Consider the following 19,283-nt stretch of genomic DNA (forward strand, 5'->3'; position numbering starts at 1 on the left):
GTCACATCTCCGCGTAGCTGCCGTTGCGCCACACGTAGAAGACGTAGTCGGGGACGGTGACGTCGCCCTTCTCGGTGAAGGAGATGTCGCCCAGCACGCTCTGCCACGGGCCGCCCGACTTCAGCAGCGCCGCGATGCGGCGGGGGTCCACCCCGTTGCTGCGCGCCGCCGCCGCCGCCCAGATCTGGATCGCGGCGTAGGTGTAGAGCACGTAGCCCTCGGGGTCGACGTTGCGGGCGCGGAAGCGCTGCACCACCTGCGCGGCGGTCGGGCGCTTCCGGGGGTCGGAGCTGAAGGTCATCATCGTGCCCTCGCCCGCCGCGCCGGTGATCTGCCAGAACTCGTTGGTCACCAGCGCATCGCCGCCGATCAGCGTGATGTTCATGCCCCTTTCCTTCGCCTGGCGCAGGATGAGGCCGCTTTCCGTGTGGTAGCCGCCGACATAGACGACCTGGACGTTCGCCTGCTGGAGGCGGGAGACGATGGCGGAGTAGTCGCGCTCGCCCGGGGTGTAGGCGCTGAACAGCGCCTCCTGCATCCCCGCGCCGTTCAGCGCCTTCTTCGTCTCCTCCGCCAGGCCGCGGCCATAGGCGGAGTTGTCGTGCAGGATGGCCACGCGCCGGTCGCGCATGGTCTGCGCGATGTGGCGGCCCGCCACCTGGCCCTGCTGGTCGTCGCGGCCGCAGACGCGGAAGGTGTTCCACTTCCCCTCGTCCGTGAAGCGCGGGTTGGTGGAGGCGGGGCTGATCTGCAGCACCCCTTCCTCGGCGTAGACGTCGCGCGCGGGGATGGAGGAGCCGGAGCAGAAATGCCCCGCAACCAGCGCCACGCGCCGCCCGGCGAGCTGGTTCGCCACGCTGACCGCCTGGCGCGGGTCGCAGGCGTCGTCGCCGATCTCGAGGGCGAGCTGCCGGCCGAGCACGCCGCCCGCGCCGTTGATGTCGGTGACCGCCTGTTCGGCGCCGGCGCGCATCTGCCCGCCGAAGGCCGCGTACTGCCCGGTCATCGGGCCGGCCGTCGCGATGCGGATCGGGCCCGCCGCGCCCTGCGCGAAGGCGCCGCGCGCCCCGAGAACCGCCGGCGCGGCCAGGCCGCCCAGCATCACCGTCCTGCGCTTCATCATGCCCGTTCTCCCTGTCGTTCGGTGGCGCCGGCGGCGCCCCATGCCGGAAGGCTAGGCGATGCGCGGGGGGCGTGGCCAGCCTCCAGCGCAGGGAACGGGGGGCGCCGGTTCGCGTTGCGCATCCGAACCGGAGGGTTGGGATGGCGCCACCGCCCGAGATCGCCCGGATGGAGCGGGACCTGCCCTTCCAGCGCCGCACCTGGCGCGCGCAGCGCGTGGGCTGGGCGGCGATGGCCATGCTGGTGGCCGCGGCGCTGGCCGGGCTGTTCGGCGGCGGCGGCTGGCTGGCCGCGGGAGAGGCGGAAGACGGCGGGCTGCGGGCCGAATGGCCGCGCATCCAGCGCCTCGGCCTGGCGGAGCCGCTGCGCATGGTTCTGCCGGCCGCGGATGGCCTGGCGGAGCTGCGGCTCGACGCCGGGGCGGCGGCGCGCTGGCGGTTGCGCGATGCGACACCGCCGCCGCTGGACGCCGCGGCGGGCCCGGGCGGGCTGGTGCTGCGCATCGGCCGCGACGGCGCCGGGCCAGCCGCCATCGTGCTGCATCTCGAGCCCATTGGCGCGCCGGGGCCGCGGCGGCTGCGGGTCGAATCGGGCGGCCGCGCGCTCGACCTTCCCATCTTCGTGTGGCCCTGAGCGATGGAAAGCGTGCTCCGCGCCGGCGCGCTCTACCTCGTGCTGCTGGTGCTGTTCCGCATCACCGGCCGGCGCAGCCTGCGGGAGACGACGCCCTTCGACCTGGTGCTGCTGCTGGTGGTGGGGGAGGCGACGCAGCAGGCGCTGCTGGGCGAGGACTTCTCGATGGCCAACGCCGTGGTCGTCATCGTCACGCTGCTGCTGATCGACATCGGCCTGTCGCTTCTGAAGCAGCGATCCGCCACTGCAGAGCGCGTGCTGGACGGCGTGCCGACCATCCTGGTCCATGACGGCCGCCCGATCGAGGACCACCTGCGGCGGTCGCGCATCGACGTGAACGACGTGCTGGAGGCCGCGCGCGAACGCCAGGGCCTGACCCGGCTGGAGGAGATCCGCTACGCCGTGCTGGAGACCGACGGGACGATCACCATCGTCCCGGTCGATAGGTGATGCCGACCGGCGCTGATGGTCATGCGATGACGGCGTGCGAAGCCCGCCGAGCGGCCGGATGGCCGCCGCGCCGGGTGGCGCGCAGCCGAGCGGCCAGAGGCCGCGCCCGGCGCCTGAGGGTCCGACAAGGTCATGCGACCGGTCGAAGCATTCGGCCGATCGCATGACTAGGCCAGCGCGTCGATCGCCCGGGCCAGCGCCACGTCCCGCTCGCTCAGCCCGCCCGCGTCATGCGTCGTCAGCTCGATCTCGACGCGGTTCCAGGCATTCGACCATTCCGGGTGGTGGTCGTGCTTCTCCGCCAGCAGCGCCACGCGCGACATGAAGCCCCAGGCGGCGCTGAAGTCGGCGAAGCGGAAGCTGCGGCGGATGGCGTCGCGCGTGGCCGACATGCGCCAGCCCGGAAGGGTGGCGGGCAGGGCCGCGCGGGCTTCGGGGGAGAGTTTCTCGACCATGGCGGGCGGCTCCTGCTTGACGGGGCGGGCGAAGGGACGATGGATGCGCCGATGACGCGATTCCACCACCCCCCCACCCTCGAGGACATCGTGGAGATGGCCGAGCAGGCCTTCTCCGCCATCCCGCAGGACCTGCGCGAACTGGTCCGCGGCGCCGCCATCGTGGTGGAGGAGGTGGCCGACGACGAGACCGCGGCCGAGGTCGGGCTGGAAAGCCCCTGGGCGCTCACCGGCCTCTATCGCGGGCGGCCGCTGACGCAGCGCAGCGTGCTGGATGCGCCGATGGAGCCCGACACGATCACGCTGTACCGCGAGCCCATCCTGCTGGAATGGGTAGAGACGGGGGAGGACCTGTTCCGCCTCGTCCGCAACGTGCTGATCCACGAGATCGCGCACCATTTCGGCTTCTCGGACGACGACATCGACCGGCTGGAGAACGAGTAGCCGCTACTCCACCGCCGCCACCGCCGCGGCCGGCGCGGCGTGGCCCAGCGCGATGTCGGCATCCACCGCCGCCTGCACGCCGATCACCGCCCAGCGCCCGTCCGGGCCGCGCGCCAGCAGGGGCGCGCCGCTCGACCCGCGCGTGCCGGCGCAGTCATGCACCAGCGTGCGCACATCCCCGGCATGGCGTTGCAGGCCGAGCAGCCGGCAGTCCGAATCCGCCGTCAGCACCTCCGGCCGGTCCTGCTGGTAGCCGCCGAGCATGACGGGCGTGCGCGGCGGCGGCGCGTCGCGCAGCAGGGGCAGGATGCGGTCGGGCGGCGCGATCGCGGCATCCAGCGTCAGCAGCGCCCAGTCGGCGCCCGCCGGGCCGCGCCCCGGCACGTAGCCCGGCGCGGCGACGAAGGACGCGACCCGCGCGCGGGCGACCCATTCGCCCCGGTCGTAGCCCAGCAGCACATGCACCGAGCGCGGCTGGACGTAGCGGCCGGACCGCGGCGCCACGAGGCAATGCGCGGCGGTCAGCACGCGCGCCGGCCCCACCATCACGCCGGTGCAGCGCCCGCCGAGTTCGGTCTGCACGCGCGCCAGCGCGCGCCAGGGCAACGCGTCGCGGTCCACCGGCTGGCGCGGGTCGGCCGCGCCAACCCCCGGAAGCAGCACGCCGCGCTGGTGCTGGCGCGTCTCCTGCGCCGCCGCGGCACCGCCCCACAGGAGGAACAGGAGCAGCAGGCGGGTCATGCGCCGCGCAGCAGGTCCCGCACGAAGCGCGGCACCACCTCCGTCGCCGGGCCATGGATCGCCTCGTCGAAGCGGGACCGGCTTTCGCTCGGCTCCAGGTTCAGCTCCACGGTGCGGGCGCGGCCGCGGACCTCGGCCACGAAACCGGCGGCGGGATGGACCTGCCCGCTGGTGCCGATCGACAGGAACAGGCCGCAGCGGTCGAGCGCGGCGCCGATGCGGTCCATCCCGAGCGGCACCTCGCCGAACCAGACGACATGCGGGCGCATCCCGCCGGCACGGCCGCAGGCGGGGCAGGGCGTCCCGGTCGAGAGGTCGTCGGTCCAGGGATGCACCGCCTCGCAGCGGGCGCAGCGGGCCTTCATCAGCTCGCCATGCATGTGCAGCAGCTTCCGCGACCCGGCGCGGCCGTGCAGGTCGTCCACGTTCTGGGTGACCAGCAGCACCTCGCCCGGCCAGCGGCGCTCCAGCTCGGCCAGCGCCAGGTGGGCGGCGTTGGGCTGCACCGCAGGGTCGCGCAGCTGCGCGCGCCGCGCGTTGTAGAAGGCGTGGACATGCGCCGGGTCGCGCGCGAAGGCCTCGGGCGTCGCGACATCCTCGATGCGGATGCGGGCCCAGATGCCGTCCGCGTCGCGGAAGGTGGCGAGGCCGGATTCGCGGCTGATGCCGGCGCCGGTCAGGATGACGATGGAAGGGGCGGTCATGCGGCCATCCTTCCCCCTTTCACCGGCAGGCGCCACAGCAGCACCGCGAGCAGCAGGGCGAGCCCGGCCAGGATCGGCGGCACCGCGCCCGCGCCGAGCAGGTCCGCCGCGCCGCCCATCAGCGCGGGCAATACCGCCACGCCGGTCATCGCGGCCGCGACCTGGAAGCCCACCGCATGCACCGCCGCCGCGGCGCCGAGCCGCGCGGGGGTGCGCGCCATCAGCGTCGGGTAGACGGGGGCGAGGGCGAAGGCGAGCAGGGCGAGCGCCGGCGCGCCGAGGCCGAGCGCGAACAGCCCCGCCCCCGCCGCCGCGGCCGGGCCCGACAGGCGCAGCATCCGGTCCGCGCCGACCCGGTCGATCACGAAGCCCAGCGCGATGCGCCCGAAGGCGAGCCCCGCCCAGAACAGCGTCGCCGCGGCGGCGCCCTCGGCCGGGCTCGCGCCGCGCGCGGCCAGCACCGTCGCGGCCCATTGCCCGGCCCCGGCCTCCAGGCCCGTGTAGACGAAGAACAGCAGCATCTGCAGCCGCGCGACCGGGTTGCGCAGCACCGACAGCGCGGTGACGCGCGCCGCGGGCGGCAGCGGCGCGGCGGCGTCCCAGCGGCGGCGGGTCAGCAGGAATGCGGCGGTGAGCGTGGCGAGGATGGCGGCGATCGTCGCGTAGCCCGCCTGCCAGCCGAATCCCCCCGCCAGCAGCGCCGCCGCCAGCGCGGGGCCGAGCGTGGCGCCGATGCCCCAGCAACCATGCATCCAGTTCAGGTGCCGCGGCGCGAAGCGGGCGGCGGCGAAGGCGTTCAGCGCCGCATCCACCGCCCCCCCGCCCAGCCCCGCGAGGACCGAGAGCGCGACGAAGACCGCCCAGGGCGGCGCCAGGGCCTGCCCCCCTGCCGCCAGCGCGGTGGCCGCGACGCTCGCCGCCAGCACCCCGCCGATGCCGAGTGCGGCGATCAGCCGCCCCGCCAGCAGCCCCGCCACGACATAGCCCGCCGCCACCCCCGCCAGCACCAGGCCGAGCGCGGCGTTGGGCAGGCCATAGGCCGGCGCGATCGCCGGCCATAACGTCCCCGGCATCGGGTCCGGCAGGCCGAGGCCAATGAAGGCGAGATAGGCGAGGGCGAGGAGGAACACGCGCCGCGCTACCCGGCCGCCCCTGCCGGTCCCAGGCTCAGTGCCCGTGCCCGCCGCCCGAAGGGCCCCGCGCGCCGGCGGATTCGACGGAAAGCTGGATCTCCACCTCGCCCGCGCGCTCGAACACCAGCGTCACCGGCACGCGCTCGCCCTGGCGCAGCGGCGCGGTGAGGCCGAGCAGCATGAGGTGGAGGCCGCCCGGCTGGAAGCGCAGCTCCTGCCCCGGGGGCAGGTCCACCGCCGGCACGGGGCGCATGCGCATCACCTCGCCGTCGCGGATATGGGTGTGCAACTCGACCGTGCGGGCGATCGCGGCGCGGGCGGCCACCAGGCGGTCCGGCGCGGCGCCGGTGTTGCGCAGGGTCAGGTAGCCGGCGCCCGTGCCGTTGGCCCCCGCCGCGCGGGTCCAGGGGCGGGAGATGCGGATGGGGCCGGCCGCGGCGTCCTGCGCGCGGGCGGGCGCGGCGAGGGCGGCACCGAGGGCCGCGCCGAGGGCTGCGCGGCGGGAGAGCGTTGGCATGATCGGGAAGGTCCTGGCAGGCAGCGGGAAACCCCCTCCCCCGACGGGGGAGGGGGTGTGATCGGCGGATGGCGGTCGCGCGGGTGGCGTGCCGCCCTGGCGGCTCCGCCCCGGGTCGGCTCGGTGCTAGGCCAGCGCGTCCAGGCCGGTCGGCGCAAGGCCGGCGCGGCCCTCGATCCGGCCGGCGATCCGCGCGAGGTTGGCGGCGATGCGGGCACCCGCGACGGGGTCGCCGGTGGTGCAAGTGGTGTTGGCGATGGTCAGCGCGCGCTGCATCGCCATCCGCTCCTCCGGCGTCGCATGGGCCAGCGCGGCTTCCAGCGCGGCCCGAGCCGGGGCGAGGGCGCCGTCGCAGACGGCGGTGAGATGCGCGTCCATCGCATCCGGGTCGCAGGCCGCGGCCGGGCGGGGCGCGAGGGTGGCCGCGGAGGCGGCGAGCGCGGCGAGCGGCAGCAGGCGGCGGGTCTGGTCCATGGGGTCGGTCCTTCTCAGCGGGCCATCAGCCGCACGGCGGGGGCGGGGGTGCGATAGTCGGAAACGCGGCGGCCCGGCTCCGGGATCTCCACCCAGGCCGCGCTGCGGCCGCCCTCGCAGTCCTGGACGACGGGGATGTAGAAAAGTTCGCCGGGGCGGTCCGGCAAGCGCAGGCGGAGGACGAATTCGTCGTAATGCGCGTCGTCGAGCCGCCCGCCTTCCCACACCACCTCGGCCAGTTCGGGCACGGCGCCATGGGCCGCCGGGGCGGCCGCGTCCTCGCGCGGGACGAGGCGGAGCGTCCAGCCCGGCTTCGGCATGGGGCGGACCTGGGTCGCGCCCTCCGGCAGGCGGACGGTCAGCCGCGTCATGGCGGCGCCGTCGCAGCCATGCGGGATGCGGAAGGCGGCGCGGATCGTGCTGCCGGGCTGGGCCTGGCCGGGTTCGATGGTGACATGGGCGGCGGCTGGAAGTGCGGCGGCCAGCCCCAGGGCCGCGGCAGCGGCCAGGTGCAGACGGGTCATGCGGAGGGAGGTCCTGATGGCATGGCGGGACCGGCGGGGCCGGCGCGGCGGGCACGGGATCAGGAGGTGGGTGGCGCCCTCGGCTGGCACGAAGGGGATGGCAGGGGCCGCGGCGCGGGTGCAGGCGCGGGCGGCGGATCGGCGGCCTGCGCCAGTTGCAGAGGCGGGGCGAGGGCTGCCTCCGGCGGGGGCAGGACCAGCGCAGCGGGGCCGAGGCAGGCCGGGCAAAGCGGGGCGGGCAGCACCGCGGGGTCGGGCACCTCCGCCGGCTGCCCGTCGGCGCCAAGCGCGACGGTGCGGATGCCCTCCGGCGTGCAGAGCTCGGCATGCAGCAGTTCGGCCGGGGCGGAAAGCCGCAGGCAATGCGCGAAGGCGGTTCCCCACTGCAGCAGCAGCAGGGCGGCCAGCAGGCGGGTCAGGGCGGGGCGCAGGCGCACGGGCCGACCTCTACCATTGCGGGCGCGGCGGGTGGAGGGGGCCGCTCACGCCAGTTCGTACTCCACTTCCGGCACGTAATGCGCCGCCTCCTTGCCCAGCAGCGATGAATAGAGGGTGAAGTGCTCCACCATCACCGGTGGCGGGCGGAACAGGCTGTGGGCCTGGACGAAGGCGACCAGCTTGTGGGTCTCCGCCCGGTCGGTGCGGGCAAGGGTGACATGCGGGGCGAAGCGGCGGCGCTCCGGCTCCAGCCCCACGCGCTGCAATGCGGTCTCCACCTTGGCCTGCAGGCGGGACAGCGCCTCGGACCGTTCGGCCGCGACATGGAGCGACTGGATGCGCCCGCCCTTCTCGAAGGTGCCGACGCCGGCCAGCGCCAGTTCGAACCGCGGTGCGCGGATGGTGGCGAGGGCGGCGTCCACCTCCTCCGCGCGCCAGGGCTCGATCTCGCCGATGAAGCGCAGCGTCAGGTGGTAGTTCTCGGGCGGGACCCATTTCGCGCCCGGGATGCCGCCGGACAGGGCGGCGAGCTGCGCCTTGACCTCGGCGGGCAGGGGGAGGGCGACGAAAAGTCGCAGCATGTTCGGGCCCTCCGCATCGCGATCGCGCCGCCGTGCCATCCCCCGGGGAAGGTTCCGGGGCATGGCCCGGCCGGCGCCGGTGTCTCAGCCTGCGGCGGAAACGCGCACGCGGTCCAGGAGGGTTTCGATGAAAGGCAGCATCCTTCGCGCGATGATGTCCGCGCCCTGCGCCGTGGGGTGGATGCGGTCGGGCTGGTTCAGCGCCGGGTCGCCCGCCACGCCTTCGAGCAGGAAGGGATAATGGACGACCTCCGGCCTCTCGCGCGCCAGGGTATCGAACACCGCCGCGAAGTCCCGCCCGTACTCGGCGCCGAGATTGGGCGGGGCGATCATGCCGGCGAGCAGGGTGGGGATGCTGCGCCGCGCCAGCGCATCCAGGATGGCGGCCAGGTTGGCGCGCATCTGCGCCGGCGTCAGCCCGCGCAGCCCGTCATTGCCGCCGAGCGCCACGATGGCCGCGTGCGGACGGTCCGCCAGCGCCCAGTCGATGCGCGCCCGCCCGCCCGCCGTGGTGTCGCCCGAGACCCCGGCATCGATCACCCGGACATTGCGCCCGCGTTCGCGCAGCAGGGCCTGGATGCGCGCGGGTGGCCCCTCGGCGCGGGCCAGCCCATAGCCGGCGGTGATGGAATCGCCCAGCATCAGCAGCCGGATCTCGCCCCCCGGCGCGACCTGCCCGCGGGCGCCGGTCGTTCCGGCAAGAAACACTCCGAAACCGGCCGCCGCCTTTTGCAGCGCAGCGCGACGCCCATATCCCGGCGAACCGCCGATGGACGAAGCCCCCGTGACACCGAAGCTGATCGAGGCCCGCGGCCTCGTCTTCACCGCCGCTGCCGCCTCGGGTCCCGTGCAGGTGCTGCGCGGCGTGGACCTGGATGTCGAGCCGGGGGAGGCGGTCGGCATCGTGGGGCCTTCGGGTTCGGGCAAGACGTCGCTCCTGATGCTGCTGGCGGGGCTGGAACGCCCGACCGGCGGGAATCTCATTGTGGCGGGCCGCGCGCTCGGCACCCTCGACGAGGATGCGCTGGCGCGCTTCCGGCGGGATGAAGTTGGGATCGTCTTCCAGGCCTTCCACCTCATCCCCACCATGACGGCGCTGGAGAATGTGGCCGTGCCGCTGGAATTCGCCGGCCGGCGGGACGCCTTCGGCCGGGCGGCGGCGGCGCTGGCGGAGGTCGGGCTCGGCCACCGGCTGGAACACTATCCCGGCCAGCTTTCGGGCGGCGAGCAGCAGCGCGTGGCGCTGGCCCGCGCGGTGGTGGCGGAGCCGCGGCTGATCCTGGCCGACGAGCCGACCGGCAACCTGGACCGCGCGACCGGCGCGGTGGTGATGGACCTGCTGTTCGGCCTGCGCGCGCGCATGGGCACGACGCTTCTGCTGATCACCCATGACCCGGCGCTGGCCGAACGCTGCGGGCGGCAGGTGCGGATCGAGGACGGGCGGATCGTGAGCGACACGCCGAACCTGCGGCTGGCCGCCGAATGACGTCCCACCTCCTCCAGGGCTGGCGGCTCGCGCGGCGGGAATTGCGGGGCGGGCTGAGGTCGCTGCGGATCGTGCTCGGCTGCCTCGCCCTCGGCGTCGCGGCCATTGCGGCCGTCGGCACGCTGCGCAGTGCGACGGATGCGGGGCTGGCGGCCGATGGCGCGCGGCTGCTCGGCGGCGATGTCGAGATCCGCACCTCGCAGCGGCCCATGTCGCAGGCCGCGAAGGACTGGGCGACCGCCCGCGGGGCGGCGCTGTCGGAGGTGGTGGAGATGCGGGCGATGCTGGTCGCCCCCTCGGGCGAGCGGTCGCTGGTCGAGCTGAAGGCGGTGGACGGGGCCTATCCCCTGTATGGCGAGCTGGTCCTCGCGCCGGAGGGCGCGCGGCTCTCGCCCGGTTCCGTCGCGCTGGAGGCGTCGGTGGCGGAGCGGCTGGGCCTGCGCCCGGGGGACGCGGTGCGGATCGGCGAGGCGACGCTGGCCGTCGCCGGGATCATCGCGACCGAGCCCGACCGCATCGCGAGCCCCGCCGTGCTCGGCCCCCGCGCGCTGATCCTGGCCGCGGCCCTGCCGGGGACGGGACTGATCCAGCCCGGATCGCTGGTGAACTACGACACCCGCGCCCGGCTTCCCGCCGGCACCGCATCCCGCCCCTTCGCCGAGGCCTGGCGCGCCGCGCAGGGCGATGGCGGCTGGCGGGTGCGCCATGCCGACCAGGCGGAGCCGGGGGTGAACCGCTTCCTCGACCGCGCGGCGTCCTTCCTGACCCTGGCGGGGCTGACGGCTTTGCTGGTGGGCGGCATCGGGGTGGCGACGGGCGTGCGCGCCTGGCTGGAGGCGCGGGGCCGCACCATCGCCACGCTGCGCTGCCTCGGCGCGCCGGCGGGCACGATCCTGGCCACCTACCTGATCCAGGTGCTGGTGCTGGCGGCGGTGGGCATCGCGGTCGGGTTGGTGGCAGGCTTCGGGCTCACCTGGCTGGCGGCGCAGGCGTTGGCGGGCGCGCTGCCGGTGCCCCCGCGGCTCGGCTTCTACCCCGCCCCGCTGGCGCTGGCGGCGCTGTACGGGCTGCTGACGGCGCTGACCTTCGCGCTCTGGCCGCTCGGCCGGGCGCAGCGCATCCCGGGCGCGGCGCTGTTCCGCGACACGGTGACGGCGGCGCCGGGCTGGCCGGCGCGCGGCATCATCCTGGCCAATGCGCTGGCCGCGCTGGTGCTGGCGGCGCTGGTGGTCGGCACGGCCGAACAGCCGCGCTTCGCGCTCGGCTTCGTCGCCGGCGCGGCGGCCACGCTGCTGCTGTTCCGGCTGGGGGCCGGCCTGCTGATGCGCGCGGCACGCGCCGTGCGGCATGTGCGGCGGCCGGCGCTGCGGCTGGGCCTGGCGAACCTGCACCGCCCCGGCGCGCCGACGCCGACCATGCTGGTCGCGCTCGGCATCGGGCTGACCACGCTGGCCACCATCGCGACGATCGAGGGCAACCTGCGCCGCCAACTGGCGGAGCAGTTGCCGCAGGCCGCGCCGTCCTTCTTCTTCATCGACATCCAGAACGACCAGGCGCGCGACTTCGACCGCATCGCGCTGGCCCAGCCGGGGGTGGACGACGTGCGGCGCGCGCCGAGCCTGCGCGCCCGCATCGTCTCGGTGGACGGCATCCCGGCCGACCAGGTGAACGCGACGGAGGAGACGCGCTGGGCGCTGCGCGGCGACCGCGGCCTGACCTATGCCGCGACCCCGCCCGAGGGCACGCGGCTGGTGGAGGGGCGGTGGTGGCCGGCCGACTACGACGGGCCGCCCCTGGTTTCCTTCGACGCCGCGCTGGCCAAGGGGTGGGGCATCGGGATCGGGTCGGTCATCACCGTCAACGTGCTCGGCCGCGACATCGACCTGCGGATCGCCTCCCTGCGGGAGATCCAGTGGCGGGGGCTCGGCATCAACTACGCCATGGTGGCCTCGCCCGGGATGCTGGAGGCGGCGCCGCACACCCACATCGCCACCGTCCGCAGCACCGCGGCGGCCGAGACGGGCGTGCTGCGGGCGCTGACGGATGCCTTCCCGAACGTGTCGGGCATCCGCGTGCGCGACGCGCTGGAAGCGGTGGCAGGCCTGCTGTCGCGCGTCGGCGTGGCGCTGCAGGCGACCTCCTCCGTCACGCTGCTGGCGGGGATGCTGGTGCTGGCGGGCGCGGTCGCGGCCGGGCAGCGGCGGCGGGTGCGGGATGCGGTGGTGCTGAAGACGGTGGGCGCCACGCGGTCGCAGATCCGCGCCGCCTGGCTGGTGGAATTCGGGCTGCTCGGCCTGGTGGCGGGGCTGCTGGCGGCGGCGGCGGGGTCGGCCGCGTCCTGGGCGGTGGTGCGTTTCGTGATGCGGGGCGACTGGGTGTTCCTGCCGGGCACGCTGGCCGTCACCGTCGCGGGCTGCGTGCTGCTGACCCTGGCGCTGGGCTACATCGGCACCGCGCTGGCGCTGCGCGCCCGGCCGGCGCCGCTGTTGCGCAACGAATAGGCTGCGCTACTGATCGGCGCATGACCGACCTGCCCGGACCCGACGCCGCCCGCCTTCGCCGCGCCTTCGCCCTGGCCGGGGTGGCCCGCGCCCGGGGGGATCGCCCCTTCGCCGCCCTGGTGGTGGCCGAGGACGGCACCACCCTGGCCGAGGGGCTGTCCACCCAGGGGGCGGGCGGCGGGGGCACGCTGGCCCATTCCGAGATGAACGCCTGTTCAGCCCTGGTCGCCGCCGCCATCCCGCGCGCGCGGCTGCGGCGGGCGACCATCTATTCCTCGGGCGAGCCCTGCGCGATGTGCGCGGCGGCAATCTTCTACACCGGCATCGGACGGGTGGTGTACGGCCTGTCCGCCGCGGCCATCCTGCACCTGCGCAATGCGCAGCCCCACACGGCGGGGCTTTCGCTGTCCTGCCGGGCGGTGCTGGACAGCGCGGCGGAACGGGTGGAGGTGGTGGGTCCCTGCCTGGAGGCCGAGGGGGCGGAGCCGCATCGCGGCTACTGGGTGGCCGGGGCTCCGTGATGTCGTGACATTTCGCAACCGCGAATAGCGCACGGCCCCCGTTGATCCGGATTACCAAAACTCCATATGATAGGCAACGCCGGGACGCCCCCTCCACCCCGTCCCGCCGGGAGGATGATCTCACCATGGCTTTCGGTCCCGACAACCGCTTCCAGACGGGCGGCTCGGCCTGGACCCAGCCCTTCGGGCGGTCCGCGGCCGTTGATGCCGCCCAACTCGACGCCGGGCTGCGGGCGTACATGCTGCGCGTCTACAACTGGATGGCCTCCGGCCTCCTGCTGACCGGCATCGTCGCCTACCTGATCGCGCACAACCCGGATGTCGCGAGCATGTTCTACCAGGTGGTCCGCACGCCGCGCGGCAACGCGACGGTGCCGACCATCCTCGGCTGGGTCGCGATGTTCGCCCCGCTCGCCTTCATCCTGGTGCTGAGCTTCGGCATCAACCGGATGAGCAAGACGACGGCGCAGGCGCTGTTCTGGGTGTTCTGCGCGGTGATGGGCGCGTCGTTGTCCAACATCTTCGCGATCTACACCTCGGCCTCCATCGCCTCGACCTTCTTCATCACGGCGGCGATGTTCGCGGGCGTCAGCCTCTACGGCTACACCACGAAGGCCGACCTGACGCGGATGGGCGCCTTCATGATGATGGGCCTGATCGGCATCATCCTGGCGGGCCTGGTGAACCTGTTCCTGCAGAGCTCCGCCCTGCAGTTCGCGATCAGCGTGATCGGCGTGGTGGTCTTCGTCGGCCTCACCGCCTACGACACGCAGCGGATCAAGGCGGACTACCTGGAATACGCCTATGCCGAGGGGACGGAGGAAGCCGGCAAGCGCAGCGTGTTCGACGCGCTCGGCCTCTACCTGAACTTCGTCAACCTGTTCCAGCTGCTGCTGCAGTTCATGGGCGTCCGCCAGAACGACTGACGCCGCCCGCGAATCGCGCCGGGCCCGATGGACCCCCGGGAGGCACCCGCCTCCCGGGGGTTTTCCGTGTCCGCGGGCCATCCTGCCGCGGCTCCGCCGGCAAGACCACCGCAGCATTCTTGCGCTTCAGTGCCGGGGCCGCGCGGCCCGTGCCGCACGGCCGGATGGAGACCGCCGCCTGTTCCCGACGGCGGCAAGGAAGGCGAAGCGAGATGCGTGACAACGGCCCGGTGACGGATCGCGAAATCCTGGTGCCGCCGGGGGAGATGCTCGTCTCTCGGACCGATGCCGGCGGGCGGATCACCTTCTGCAACGGCGCCTTCATCACGGTCAGCGGCTTCGACGTGGCGGAACTGACCGGCGCGCCGCACAACATCGTCCGCCACCGCGACATGCCGAAGGCCGCCTTCCGTGACCTGTGGGAGACGATCGGCCAGGGGCGCGTGTGGGAAGGCCTGGTCAAGAACCGCACCAAGGCGGGCGACTTCTACTGGGTCCGCGCGAATGTCACGCCGGTGATGAAGGGCGGCAAGCTGGACGGCTACATCTCCATCCGCGTCCGGCCGGGGCGGGAGGAGGTGGCGGCCGCCGCGGCCGCCTATGACCGCATCCAGGCCGGCGACGGCAAGGGCATCGGCCTGCGGAACGGCGCCGTGGTCGCCACGGGGCTCGGCGCGCGGCTTGGCCGTGCATGGCGCAGCGTGACCGGGCGGATCGGCCTCGCCGCGGCGGGCGTGGTCGCGATGGCCGCGGCGGATCTCGGCCTCGGCGCCTCCGGGGCCGGTGTGGGTGCGGAGATGGCGGCGACGGCGCTCGGCCTCGGCTTCGCCGGGGCAATGGCGGTCTCCGCCCTTGCGCTGCTGCGTGCCTCGCTCGCCGACATGCAGGCGCGCTTCGACCAGATCGCGACGGGCGACTTCCACTCCCTTCTCCCGGACTCGCCGGCGGCGGAGTTCGGCGGCGTCCTCATGCGCCTGCGCGGCATGCGCGCGCAGCTTGGCTACGCCGAACAGGAGCGCGCCGAGGGCGACCGCCGCGCGGCCGAGGCGCGGACCGGCGCCATCCAGGAGATGGCCGGCCGGATCGAGGAGGCCGTGCGCGGCAGCGTCGACGAGATCCGCACCCACACCGCCACCATGGCGCGGGAGGCTGACGGCATGGCGGAGGCGTCGGGCCTGGTGCGCGCCGGCGCCGACGGCGCCTCGGCCGGGGCGGGACTGGCGTTCGAGAATGTGCAGGCCGTCGCCGCCGCGACCGAACAGCTTGCCGCCTCGGTGCGCGAGATCACCGAGCAGGCGACCCGCGCCGGCGGCGCCACGCAACGTGCGGTGGAGCAGAGCCGCCACACCGAGGAGACCATCCGCTCGCTCGCGACCTCGCTCGGCAGCGTGGAGCAGGTGGTGACGCTGATCCGCCGCATCGCGGAACAGACCAACCTGCTGGCGCTCAACGCCACCATCGAGGCGGCGCGCGCGGGCGATGCCGGCAAGGGCTTCGCCGTCGTCGCGGGCGAGGTGAAGACGCTGGCCACCCAGACCGCCCGCTCCACCGAGGAGATCACCCGCCACATCGCGGAGATCCTGGCGGTCAGCCGCCAGGCGGTGAGCGCGGCGGAAGGGATCGGGCAGGCGATCTCGGAGGTGTGCAGCGTCTCCGGCTCCATCGCCGCCGCGATGGAGCAGCAGGCCGCGGCCACGCAGGAGATCGCGCGGAACGTCAATGGCAGCAGCGACGCGGTCCGGCTGGTGAGCGAACGCGCGGGCGAGGTGCGCCAGGTCGCCGACAACGCCGGCGACCTGGCCGAAGGCGTGCGCCGCGGCGCCGCGGGGGTGGACCGCAGCATCGGCGGCATGCGCGAGGCGCTGGTGCGCCTGGTCCGCACCTCCATGGCCGAGGCGGAGCGGCGCGGCGAAAGGCGCCACGAGGTCGAGGAGCGCTGCCTGGTCCAGGGTGGCGGGGTGAGGGCCGAGGCCACGATGCGCGACGTGTCCCGCCACGGCTGCCGCATCGGCGGGCTGGCCGGCATCGCGCCCGGCGCGACCGTCGAGGTGAGCGTCCCGGGCTGGGGGCTGTCGGCGCGGTTCCGCGTCATCGACGTGTCGGAGCGCGGCCACCACCTCGACCTGGTCGATGATGGCGGCGAGGCATGGATGATGGCGGTGGAGCGCCGGTTCGCCGGCGGGGCGGAGACGAGGCGGGCCGCGTGAGCGCGGCCCGGCCGGGTCAGAAATAGCCTTCCTTCTTCTTCCGCTCCATCGAGGCGTCCTGGTCGTGGTCGATCAGGCGCCCCGCGCGTTCGCTGACGCGGCTCTCGCGCAGTTCCTGGATGACCTGCCCGATCGTCTCGGCGCGGCTTTCATGGGCGGCGGTCAGCGGCCAGTCGCCCATGGTGCGGAAGCGCACCCACAGCGTCTCCACCTCCTCGCCGGGCTCCAGCGGCATGCGGTCGTCGTCGCGCATGATGAGCATGCCGGACCGCCGAACGACCGGGCGCGGCGCCGCGTAGTAGAGCGGGACGATCGGGATGTCCTCGGCCGCGATGTAGTCCCACACGTCGAACTCGGTCCAGTTGGACAGCGGGAAGACCCGCATCCCCTCGCCCGGGTTCATGCGCGTGTTGTAGAGCCCCCAGAGCTCCGGGCGCTGGCCGCGCGGGTCCCAGGTATGGCCGGGGGCGCGGAAGCTGAAGACGCGTTCCTTGGCGCGCGCCTTCTCCTCGTCGCGCCGCGCGCCGCCGATGGCGGCATCGAAGCCGTGCGCGTCGAGCGCCTGCTTCAGCGCCTCGGTTCCCATGACGCTCATGTGCAGCTGCGAGCCGTGGGTGATCGGCCCGATCCCGCGCGCGAGCCCGTCCGGATTGGTGTGGACGAGGAGCTGGAGGCCGAGTTCCGCCGTCCGCCGGTCGCGGAAGTCCAGCATCGCCCGGAAGTCCCAGCCAGTGGCGATGTGCAGCAGCGGGAACGGGGGCTTGCCGGGGGCGAAGGCCTTCATCGCCATGTGCAGGACGACGGAACTGTCCTTGCCGATGGAGTAGAGCAGCACCGGGTTGCGGAAGCTGGCGGCGACCTCGCGGATGATCCCGATGCCCTCGGCCTCGAGCCGGCGGAGATGAGGGGTCAGCCGGGAGGTGGTGGCCGCACGCATCGGCAGGGGAACTCCGGAAGGATCGGTGCAGGGCGCGAGATCGCACGCGCCGGGGGGCGGGGGAAGCCCCCGGCCCCCGCCAGCCTGCCGGAAGGTCAGGCGGCCTTGAGGAAGGTCTGTAGCTTCTCGGCCGCAGCGGCCTTGTCCGTCCGGTCGATCGCCGCGAGTTCCGCCGCGAGGCGGTCGAGCGCCTGTTCGTAGATCTGCCGTTCGGAGAAGGACTGGTCCGGCTGGCCGGCATTGCGGTGGAGGTCGCGCACCACCTCCGCGATCGCCAGGGGGTCGCCGGAATTGATCTTCGCCTCGTATTCCTGCGCGCGGCGCGACCACATGGTGCGCTTGATGCGTGCGCGGCCGCGCAGCACCTCCAGCGCCTCCTGCATCGCCTCGGCGGAGGCGAGCTTGCGCAGGCCGGAGGAGGCGGCCTTGTTCACCGGGACGCGGAGCGTCATCCGGTTCTCCTCGAAGGTGACGATGATCACCTTCAGCGACAGCCCGGCGACCGGCATCTCCTCGATGCCCTGGACCTGGCCGACGCCATGGGTCGGGTAGACGACGTGGTCCCCGGCCTTGAATTCCACGGGCGGACCCTTGGGCTTCGGGGGAGGCGGGGGCGGCTGGTCGGCGCCATCGTCGGATTCGGGCGGCGTGGGGCGCTGGGCGGATCCCATGCGCGGGGGCATGCTGGGGGGCAGCTTGGCGGGCATGGCCTGCGCCGCGGGCCGCGGGCCGTTGGCAAAGGGGCGCGGCGTGGGCCTTGCGCCCATCGGCGGCGCGGTTTCAGGTGGCATGGGCGCGGGGGGCGCCGCGGCAGGCTTCGCGGCAGCCGGCTTGGCGTCCGGCGCCGGGGCGGGCCTGGCGGTGGCCTCGGCGGCCGGCGGGGACGCCTTCGGCTCGGGCGGGGTCGCGGCGCCAGTGGGCTTAGCTGTGGGCTTAGCCGCGGGCTTCGGCGGCGCCGCCGCGGCCCTCGCCTCCGGCTTCACGGCGGCAGCCTTGGCGGGCGGCCGGGCGGCCGCCTGCGGTGCCGGGGCCTGCTTCGTCCTGGGCTTGGCGACCTGTGCAGCGGCGGCCCTGGGCTGGGCCGGTGCCGCGGGCTTCGCGGCGGGCCGTGCCGGCTTCGCAGGCGCCTTCGGGGCGGCCCGCTTCGGGGTGGACACCTGCTTCGCTTTCGCCACGGGTTTCGCCGACGTCGCCGCCGGCCGGGCGGCCTTCGAGGCAGGGCCGGCCGACTTGCCGCTCTTCAAGGGGGCGGTTTTCTTCATGAGGCCACCCGTTCTTGCGCGCTCCCGCCGCCGGAGGCGCCAAGCCGACCGCCTGCCGGGCCGAACCGGCAGGGATCGGCGGCACCCGGTTGCGGGTCCGCCATGATCCCGATGGGACGGGAACGCGCAGGAACCTGCGCTGTTTTCCCGATCCCATTGATAATGTAATACAAACGGGCGCGTCTTACCACCCCCGGAGGGTGGCCGCCGCGGCCGGCCCCGGGCGTCGGGTCAGGGCTTGCCCGGGCCGGGGTCGAACAGGGCCTTCTTGCCGGGCTTGTCCTTCCACTCATCCGCATCGGCTGGGGCTTCGCCCTTGCGGGTGATGTTCGGCCATTGCGTCGCGTAGGTCCGGTTCAGTTCCAGCCAGTCGGTCGAAGCCGAATCGGAATCCGGCAGGATCGCCTCGGCCGGGCACTCCGGCTCGCACACGCCGCAGTCGATGCATTCATCCGGGTGGATGACGAGCATGTTCTCGCCCACGTAGAAGCAGTCCACCGGACAGACCTCCACGCAGTCCATGTATTTGCACTTGATGCAGTTCTCGGTGACGACGTAGGTCACTTCCGCCTCCGGCAGAGATGCGGGCGGGCGGCGTGCCGCACGGTTCCCGGCCGCGCCCATGCCCATGGCGCGGCGGTCACCACATGGACCCGCGCGGCGTGCAAGGCAAGGCGGTCAGGCCCCGGTGTCGGACAGGTCCTCGTAGAGCAGGCGGGCTTCCGCCGGCGGGCCGCGCCGCCGCGCCAGCGCCAGCACCCGCCAGACCCGCACGCGGCCATGCAGGGCGAGGGTCAGCACGTCGCCGACGCGCAGCCGCGCATGGGCCTTGTCGGTCGGCTGGCGGTTGATCCGTACGCTGCCGCCGGCGACCTGCCGCGCGCATTCCGCGCGCGTCTTGGCCAGCCGCGCGCACCAGAGCCAGAGGTCGAGCCGCTGCCAGTCGGCCCCGCCCTCCGGCTCTGCCATCTCAGTCCTTCTTGAGCTTCAACTGCGCGAGCACGGCGAAGGGCGAATCGGGCTTCGGGCCCGACTGCCATTCGCGCGGGGCGCGGTCGCCGCTGCGGTCGCGGTCGCGCGGGCGATCCGGGCCGCGGTCGGGCCGGCGATCCGGGCGCGCGCCATCGCCGCGGGGCCCCCGCACATCCCGCCGCTCACCTTCCGGACGGGGGGCGTCGGGGCGGGGGCCATCCTGCCGCGGGCGGTCGAAGCGTGGCCGTTCCGGGC

At 74.2% G+C, this 19,283-nt stretch carries 25 protein-coding genes; 9 read left to right on the forward strand and 16 right to left on the reverse strand.

Annotation, left to right across the window (positions count from 1 at the left end; translation table 11 throughout):
* Position 1: 1 nt before the first annotated feature.
* Positions 2–1,123 carry a branched-chain amino acid ABC transporter substrate-binding protein gene (locus tag ACK8OX_RS22620; RefSeq protein ID WP_430666529.1) on the reverse strand — a complete coding sequence of 374 codons (1,122 nt, stop codon included), beginning with the start codon at positions 1,121–1,123 and terminating at the stop codon, positions 2–4.
* Positions 1,124–1,263: 140 nt separating this feature from the next.
* Here ACK8OX_RS22620 and ACK8OX_RS22625 point away from each other — a divergent pair, with 140 nt between their 5' ends.
* A complete protein-coding gene (locus ACK8OX_RS22625) occupies positions 1,264–1,755 on the forward strand; it encodes a hypothetical protein (protein WP_430666530.1) in 492 nt (163 codons plus the stop codon).
* A 3-nt stretch (positions 1,756–1,758) separates the two neighbouring features.
* Positions 1,759–2,205 (forward strand): DUF421 domain-containing protein, encoded by a 447-nt coding sequence (locus ACK8OX_RS22630; protein WP_430666531.1) that lies wholly within the window; start codon positions 1,759–1,761, stop codon positions 2,203–2,205.
* A gap of 167 nt (positions 2,206–2,372) precedes the next feature.
* Here the strand turns inward: ACK8OX_RS22630 and ACK8OX_RS22635 are convergent, their stop codons facing one another.
* Positions 2,373–2,660 (reverse strand): 4a-hydroxytetrahydrobiopterin dehydratase, encoded by a 288-nt coding sequence (locus ACK8OX_RS22635; protein WP_430666532.1) that lies wholly within the window; start codon positions 2,658–2,660, stop codon positions 2,373–2,375.
* A gap of 51 nt (positions 2,661–2,711) precedes the next feature.
* Between ACK8OX_RS22635 and ACK8OX_RS22640 the strand changes: the two genes are divergently transcribed.
* Positions 2,712–3,104, forward strand: coding sequence for a metallopeptidase family protein (locus ACK8OX_RS22640; protein ID WP_430666533.1), 393 nt, complete (start codon positions 2,712–2,714; stop codon positions 3,102–3,104).
* Between the two features lie 3 nt (positions 3,105–3,107).
* Here ACK8OX_RS22640 and ACK8OX_RS22645 read toward each other — a convergent pair whose 3' ends face one another.
* From ACK8OX_RS22645 to ACK8OX_RS22685, 9 genes are all read right to left on the reverse strand, one after another.
* Positions 3,108–3,845 (reverse strand): trypsin-like serine peptidase, encoded by a 738-nt coding sequence (locus tag ACK8OX_RS22645; protein ID WP_430666534.1) that lies wholly within the window; start codon positions 3,843–3,845, stop codon positions 3,108–3,110.
* Entirely contained in the window at positions 3,842–4,549 is a 708-nt protein-coding gene (gene cobB, locus ACK8OX_RS22650; protein ID WP_430666535.1) for a Sir2 family NAD+-dependent deacetylase, read from the reverse strand. The genes ACK8OX_RS22645 and cobB overlap by 4 nt, the downstream gene beginning before the upstream one ends.
* Positions 4,546–5,679, reverse strand: coding sequence for an MFS transporter (locus ACK8OX_RS22655; RefSeq protein ID WP_430666536.1), 1,134 nt, complete (start codon positions 5,677–5,679; stop codon positions 4,546–4,548). Before ACK8OX_RS22655 ends, cobB begins: the two co-directional genes overlap by 4 nt.
* A gap of 37 nt (positions 5,680–5,716) precedes the next feature.
* The gene (locus tag ACK8OX_RS22660; RefSeq protein ID WP_430666537.1) at positions 5,717–6,199 is read right to left on the reverse strand and encodes a copper chaperone PCu(A)C; all 483 of its coding nucleotides are present in this window, start codon (positions 6,197–6,199) and stop codon (positions 5,717–5,719) included.
* A 126-nt stretch (positions 6,200–6,325) separates the two neighbouring features.
* Positions 6,326–6,673, reverse strand: a complete 348-nt coding sequence (locus ACK8OX_RS22665) for a hypothetical protein (protein WP_430666538.1) — start codon at positions 6,671–6,673, stop codon at positions 6,326–6,328.
* Between the two features lie 14 nt (positions 6,674–6,687).
* A complete protein-coding gene (locus tag ACK8OX_RS22670; protein ID WP_430666539.1) occupies positions 6,688–7,197 on the reverse strand; it encodes a YcnI family protein in 510 nt (169 codons plus the stop codon).
* A gap of 59 nt (positions 7,198–7,256) precedes the next feature.
* A complete protein-coding gene (locus tag ACK8OX_RS22675) occupies positions 7,257–7,634 on the reverse strand; it encodes a hypothetical protein (protein ID WP_430666540.1) in 378 nt (125 codons plus the stop codon).
* A 45-nt stretch (positions 7,635–7,679) separates the two neighbouring features.
* The gene (gene thpR / locus ACK8OX_RS22680) at positions 7,680–8,216 is read right to left on the reverse strand and encodes an RNA 2',3'-cyclic phosphodiesterase (protein WP_430666541.1); all 537 of its coding nucleotides are present in this window, start codon (positions 8,214–8,216) and stop codon (positions 7,680–7,682) included.
* An 84-nt stretch (positions 8,217–8,300) separates the two neighbouring features.
* Positions 8,301–8,924, reverse strand: coding sequence for an arylesterase (locus tag ACK8OX_RS22685; protein WP_430666542.1), 624 nt, complete (start codon positions 8,922–8,924; stop codon positions 8,301–8,303).
* 61 nt (positions 8,925–8,985) lie between these two features.
* On the opposite strand from ACK8OX_RS22685, the gene ACK8OX_RS22690 reads away from it, so the two are divergent.
* From ACK8OX_RS22690 to ACK8OX_RS22710, 5 genes are all read left to right on the forward strand, one after another.
* The gene (locus ACK8OX_RS22690) at positions 8,986–9,702 is read left to right on the forward strand and encodes an ABC transporter ATP-binding protein (RefSeq protein WP_430666543.1); all 717 of its coding nucleotides are present in this window, start codon (positions 8,986–8,988) and stop codon (positions 9,700–9,702) included.
* Positions 9,699–12,203, forward strand: coding sequence for an ABC transporter permease (locus tag ACK8OX_RS22695; protein ID WP_430666544.1), 2,505 nt, complete (start codon positions 9,699–9,701; stop codon positions 12,201–12,203). The genes ACK8OX_RS22690 and ACK8OX_RS22695 overlap by 4 nt, the downstream gene beginning before the upstream one ends.
* A gap of 20 nt (positions 12,204–12,223) precedes the next feature.
* Positions 12,224–12,724: a nucleoside deaminase gene (locus tag ACK8OX_RS22700; RefSeq protein ID WP_430666545.1), complete on the forward strand. Its 501-nt coding sequence runs from the start codon at positions 12,224–12,226 to the stop codon at positions 12,722–12,724.
* Positions 12,725–12,849: 125 nt separating this feature from the next.
* Positions 12,850–13,650, forward strand: coding sequence for a Bax inhibitor-1/YccA family protein (locus tag ACK8OX_RS22705; protein ID WP_430666546.1), 801 nt, complete (start codon positions 12,850–12,852; stop codon positions 13,648–13,650).
* A gap of 212 nt (positions 13,651–13,862) precedes the next feature.
* Complete coding sequence (locus ACK8OX_RS22710; RefSeq protein WP_430666547.1) at positions 13,863–15,857, forward strand: methyl-accepting chemotaxis protein; 1,995 nt, start codon at positions 13,863–13,865, stop codon at positions 15,855–15,857.
* 16 nt (positions 15,858–15,873) lie between these two features.
* Here ACK8OX_RS22710 and cysD read toward each other — a convergent pair whose 3' ends face one another.
* Positions 15,874–16,794, reverse strand: a complete 921-nt coding sequence (gene cysD, locus ACK8OX_RS22715) for a sulfate adenylyltransferase subunit CysD (protein WP_430666548.1) — start codon at positions 16,792–16,794, stop codon at positions 15,874–15,876.
* A gap of 95 nt (positions 16,795–16,889) precedes the next feature.
* Positions 16,890–17,375 carry a CarD family transcriptional regulator gene (locus ACK8OX_RS22720; protein ID WP_430666549.1) on the reverse strand — a complete coding sequence of 162 codons (486 nt, stop codon included), beginning with the start codon at positions 17,373–17,375 and terminating at the stop codon, positions 16,890–16,892.
* A gap of 100 nt (positions 17,376–17,475) precedes the next feature.
* On the opposite strand from ACK8OX_RS22720, the gene ACK8OX_RS22725 reads away from it, so the two are divergent.
* Entirely contained in the window at positions 17,476–18,162 is a 687-nt protein-coding gene (locus tag ACK8OX_RS22725; RefSeq protein WP_430666550.1) for a hypothetical protein, read from the forward strand.
* A 125-nt stretch (positions 18,163–18,287) separates the two neighbouring features.
* Here ACK8OX_RS22725 and fdxA read toward each other — a convergent pair whose 3' ends face one another.
* The 3 genes from fdxA to ACK8OX_RS22740 form a co-directional block, all read right to left on the reverse strand.
* Complete coding sequence (gene fdxA, locus ACK8OX_RS22730) at positions 18,288–18,620, reverse strand: ferredoxin FdxA (protein ID WP_430666551.1); 333 nt, start codon at positions 18,618–18,620, stop codon at positions 18,288–18,290.
* Positions 18,621–18,734: 114 nt separating this feature from the next.
* Entirely contained in the window at positions 18,735–19,025 is a 291-nt protein-coding gene (locus ACK8OX_RS22735; RefSeq protein ID WP_430666552.1) for an RNA-binding S4 domain-containing protein, read from the reverse strand.
* A gap of 1 nt (position 19,026) precedes the next feature.
* Positions 19,027–19,283: hypothetical protein (locus tag ACK8OX_RS22740; protein WP_430666553.1), on the reverse strand; the 257-nt coding region annotated here is incomplete at its 5' end.

It is taken from the genome of Falsiroseomonas sp. CW058, from assembly GCF_050563535.1.
Classification (GTDB): domain Bacteria; phylum Pseudomonadota; class Alphaproteobacteria; order Acetobacterales; family Acetobacteraceae; genus Falsiroseomonas.